We start from the raw sequence: 4,232 nt of genomic DNA on the forward strand, positions 1-4,232 counted from the left end.
GCCAACCAGCCCCTCGGCAATGCAGCGCGCCACCGTCGCCTCGAACAGCTGGCGCATGCTGCGCGACAATCTAGATGAAAAAGGCGGCGTGTGTCTGTCGAGACGAGGGGCGTAGCCCCGAGGAGCGATAGACACACGCCGCAAGCGTCTCTCTTTGTGGGAGGGGCGCGATGGTGATCGTGATCTGTTGGGTTACGCTTTTGCCCCGGAAGGGGAGCTGCAGTGCCCGGCAGACATATCAACGATCATCAGGTGAGATTATATATGAAGATGAGACAGACAGTGTCGCCGCGGTCAGCGGCGGCATGCGCGGCATTCAGTACAGCTACCGCTTACAGGCTGGAGCATGACAAGGATCTACCGTCGCACAAGAAGGTGCCGCGCGGGCGGCGTCGCCCAGATCCGATAGCCGATATCTTTGATGCCGAGGTCGTACCGCTGTTGGCGGCGGCGCCGGGTATCCGGGCTGTTGCTGTGTTTGAAGAAATGCAGCGTCGTCATCCTGAGCTTCCCGATTGAGTACGGCGGACCATGGAACGGCGCATCCGCAGCTGGCGCGCGTTGCAAGGGCCGGAGCGTGATGTCATCTTCCGTCAGGTGCATGAGCCGGGCCGGATGGGGTTGTCGGACTTTACCGACATGGCCGAGCTTGGGGTGCGGATCGCTGGTGTCGGGGTTGACCATAGGCTGTATCACTTCCGGTTGGCCTGTTCGGGCTTTGAACACGCCCATGTGATCCTGGGCGGCGAGAGCTATGTGGCGTTGGCCGAAGGCCTTCAGAATGCCTTGTGGGCGCTGGGTGGAGCGCCGCGGGAGCATCGCAGCGACAGTCTGTCTGCTGCGTTCCGCAATCTGGATGCAGCGGCGCGGGAGGATCTGACGCGACGATATGATGCTCTTTGCCGCCACTATCGCATGGAACCGCGCCGAAATAACCGGGGCGTTGCGCATGAGAATGGCGGAATCGAGAGCTCTCACGGGCATCTGAAGGCGGCAGTGCGCGATGCGCTGCTGCTGCGAGGGTCAGCCGACTTTGACGATCTTGCAGGATATCGCCGCTTCATCGACGAAATCGTAGCACGCAAGAATGCACGGTGCGCCAAGCGGATCGACGCCGAACGGGCTGCGCTGCAGTCACTGCCGGGAATGCGGACGAGCGATTACTAAGAGGTGCTTGTCCTGGTGACGTCGTCGGGCGGCTTCACGTTGCGCAAGGTGTTCTACACCGTGCCATCGCGGCTGATCGGTCACCGGTTGCGGGTGCGCCTTTACGATGCCCGGCTTGACCTGTTCCTTGGAGGGACGCCACTGTTTACCCTGCCACGTGGCCGCGCCGAGAGCAGCGGCAAGCATGGGCATGTCGTTGATTATCGCCATGTCATCCACGCGCTACGGCGCAAGCCGATGGCACTGCTCAAACTTGTATATCGCGACCAACTCTTCCCGCGGGAGGCATACCGCCGAATGTTCGAGAGGTTGCTTGAGCGGTGCGCGGAAAATGTCGCCTGCCGTACGATGGTTGAGCTGCTAAGCTTGGCCCATGAACGCGCATGCGAGGCCGAGCTCGCAGGCGTGCTGGAATCGCTGCTGGCAGCGCCGAAGGGCATGCCTGATGTGGTCGTCGAGCTTGTGCCGCTCAGTGCATATGAAGCGCTGCTGAGCCCGTGCGCGGAGGAAGTGGCATGACCCACGACATCGATGCGACCAAGCTCACGCTCATGCTGAATGAGCTGCGCCTGCCGGGAATCAAGCAGCTATGGTCCTCGTTCGCCGAACGCTCCGATAAGGAAGGCTGGCCAGCGGCCCGGTTCCTGAGCGCTATTACAGAGCATGAAATCGCCGAGCGCGATCGACGCCGGATAGAACGCCATCTTGCTGAAGCCAAATTACTGCCCGGCAAAACCTTGGATGCCTTCGACTTTGATGCCGTGCCGATGGTGTCGAAAGCGCAAGTGATGGCCCTGTGTGCCGGCGATGGCTGGCAGGAGAAAGGCGCAAACCTTATCCTGTTCGGGCCATCAGGGGGAGGTGAATCACATCTGTCGTCAGCCATCGGGCTCGCGTTGATCGAAAAGGGCTGGCGCGTGCTGTTGGCCCGCACGTCTGACCTCGTCCAGAAACTCCAGTTCGCGCGCCGGGAGTTTGCGCTCGAAAATGCCATCAATCGGCTCGACCGGTTCCATCTGCTGATCCTCGACGACCTGGCCTTCGTCGCCAAGGATCAGGCTGAAACATCGGTCCTGTTCGAGCTGATCAGCACGCGATATGAGCGGCGTTCGCTGATAATCACGGCCAATCAGCCGTTCGGCGAATGGAACCGCGTCTTCCCGGACCCGGCAATGACGCTGGCGGCAGTGGACCGGCTCGTACACCACGCCACCATCTTCGAGATGAACGTCGAAAGCTACCGGCGCCGGACGGCTATCGCCAGAAAACAGCACGGCGCGGGTTGCCCCGCCAAGGTTGCGACAATCAGGAACACCGAAGTGTCGCTCCGCGACAATCAAGATGACACATAGCCCTTGCCAGCGACAATCATACGATCCACACCAAACGCGTCGCGATCAGCGCTTCTCATCTGTGGACGCCCCAGAAGATGCAAGAGTAAATTCGGGTCTTGGCGGTAGTCGGATGCTGCCATCTGTCCGGCCTGTTTGCGCGGCGCTGTGCCGCTGGCCCGTATGGGAGTTCGCGAACCGGATCCACATCACCCAGGCGTGCTCTAAGGCACTGTGGGAAGCACTGGTTTTCCGGTCCCGTCTCGCCGACTGTGGTGCCATACCCTCCTTCGATCTCTTACCTCTACCGACGACCTCTGGTCCGCCTCAGCTTACGCTGCTGCCGCGACCGGAGCCTTGTAATCCTCACCCTTCGTCAGGACCGCCCAGATGATCCGTGCAGTCTTGTTCGCCAGCGCGACCGTGACCAGCATGCGCGGCTTTCTGGCCAGCATCTGCTCGAGCCATGAGCCGCGCGGGGTGCCGCGCTTGCTGGCCTGTAGTACCACCGCGCTGCTGCCGATGATCAGTAGCCGTCGCAGTGTACGCTCACCCATCTTCGAGATCGAGCCGAACCTCTCCTTGCCGCCGGTTGAGTGTTGTCGCGGTGTAAGCCCGAGCCAGGCTGCAAAGTCGCGGCCTCTGGCAAAGCCCTCTACTGGCGGGGCAAGAGCAAGCAGCGCGGTTGCGGTGATCGGCCCGATGCCGGGGATGGTCATCAACCGCCGGGCTGCTTCATCCTCGCGGGCACGCGTGGCGATCTCCTTGTCGAGCAGCGCGACCTGTTCGTTCAGCTGCTCGAGCTGGCCGGTCATCACCAGGAACATCGTGCGTGCAGCCTTGGGCAGCGATGCGCCGATCTCCTCGCCTTCCTCAAGCAGGCTTGCCAGCACGCTGATGTGCGAGGGCCCCTTGGGCGCAACCCATCCGAACTCGGTGAGATGACCCCGGATCGCATTGATCAGCTGCGTGCGCTGGCGCACCAGCAGATCGCGCGTGCGAAACACCATGCCAGCAGCCTGCTGCGCTTCGGTCTTGATCGCGGCATAGCGCATGCTCGGGCGCTGGGCTGCCTCGCAGATCGCCTCGGCATCGATCGCATCGCTCTTCGAACGCTTCACAAACGGCTTCACGTAAGCCGGCGGGATCAGCTTCACTTCATGCCCCAGCGCGCAAATCTCGCGGGCCCAATGATGCGCCCCGCCGCAGGCCTCAAGCGCGACCACACACTGCGGCTGCGCAGCGAAGAACTCAAGCAGCTTCGCGCGGGTCAGCCGTTGGCTGAACACATCTGCCCACACGCATCCGCGCCGTGCGCATGAAAAACAGCCTTCGCAATATCTAACCCGATCGTGCTAACCTCTGCCATGGACGCCTCCTTCTAGTGGTGCAAAACACCTCCACTATGGCACATCGATGCCGTCGGGGGGCGTCCACCCCATCACCAAGATCGTCGCGCTACAGGCGCAGGACGTCGCTGTCGCGGAAGCGACTATGCCGGTTCTTGGAGAAAGTGGAATGATCAGGCACATCGCCCTCCAGCCCGAGGCGGCAGAACCAGCGATAGGCGAGGTTGACATGCACCTCCTCGCACAGCCGCCGCTCGGACCGTATGCCCATGCAATAGCCGGTGATCAGCATCCGGATCATCAGCTCGGGATCAACAGACGGCCGTCCAGTCGAGCTGTAGAAAGGCTGCAGGTGTTCGCGAATGCCCGACAGGTCAACGAACCT

At 61.8% G+C, this 4,232-nt stretch carries 1 protein-coding gene and 3 pseudogenes; 2 read left to right on the forward strand and 2 right to left on the reverse strand.

Annotation, left to right across the window (positions count from 1 at the left end; translation table 11 throughout):
• Positions 1-264: 264 nt before the first annotated feature.
• Together istA and istB are read left to right on the forward strand one after the other, a co-directional pair.
• Positions 265-1,686: pseudogene (gene istA / locus IP68_RS18930) on the forward strand (IS21 family transposase).
• Positions 1,683-2,519: an IS21-like element helper ATPase IstB gene (istB, locus tag IP68_RS18935; protein WP_054136586.1), complete on the forward strand. Its 837-nt coding sequence runs from the start codon at positions 1,683-1,685 to the stop codon at positions 2,517-2,519. The pseudogene istA and the gene istB overlap by 4 nt, the downstream one beginning before the upstream one ends.
• Before the next feature lie 311 nt (positions 2,520-2,830).
• Here istB and IP68_RS18940 read toward each other — a convergent pair.
• Positions 2,831-3,867 (reverse strand): annotated as a pseudogene (locus tag IP68_RS18940) (IS110 family transposase).
• Positions 3,868-3,962: 95 nt separating this feature from the next.
• A pseudogene (locus IP68_RS18945) lies at positions 3,963-4,232 on the reverse strand (transposase); the annotation flags it as partial.

The organism is Blastomonas sp. AAP25, from assembly GCF_001295965.1.
Classification (GTDB): domain Bacteria; phylum Pseudomonadota; class Alphaproteobacteria; order Sphingomonadales; family Sphingomonadaceae; genus Blastomonas; species Blastomonas fulva.